General features: G+C 53.9%; 1 protein-coding gene. It reads left to right on the plus strand.

Going from position 1 to position 362, the window contains the following annotated elements; all coding sequences use genetic code 11:
- On the plus strand, nucleotides 1-362 hold a 362-nt coding region (locus FRY97_RS22125; RefSeq protein WP_317131942.1), incomplete at both ends, for a group II intron maturase-specific domain-containing protein.

The raw sequence follows: 362 nt of genomic DNA on the forward strand, positions 1-362 counted from the left end.
AACCTACGGGTAGCGCCGAAATCTTGGAAGCGATTAAAGCTCAAGATCAAGGCACTTACGCGTAAAACCAGCCCAATTCCATTTGAAGAACGCATTCAACGCCTCAACTCCCTGATGTACGGATGGCTGGGCTATTTTCAGCTAGGCAAAATGTGGGGTAAGTTGAGAGCTCTGGATGGCTGGATCAGAAACCGCTTGCGGTACTGCATCTGGAAACAATGGAAGAAACCCAATCGCCGCATGCGTGCCTTCCGCCAACTCGGCATCGAAGCCGGAATGGCCTACGCCTGGTCCCGCTCCCGGATGGGTGGTTGGGCCATCGCACAATCGCCCATCATGGGCTTAACCGTCACCAAGGAAAG

Origin of the sequence: Phaeodactylibacter luteus (assembly GCF_007993045.1) — a bacterium.
Lineage (GTDB): Bacteria > Bacteroidota > Bacteroidia > Chitinophagales > Saprospiraceae > Phaeodactylibacter > Phaeodactylibacter luteus.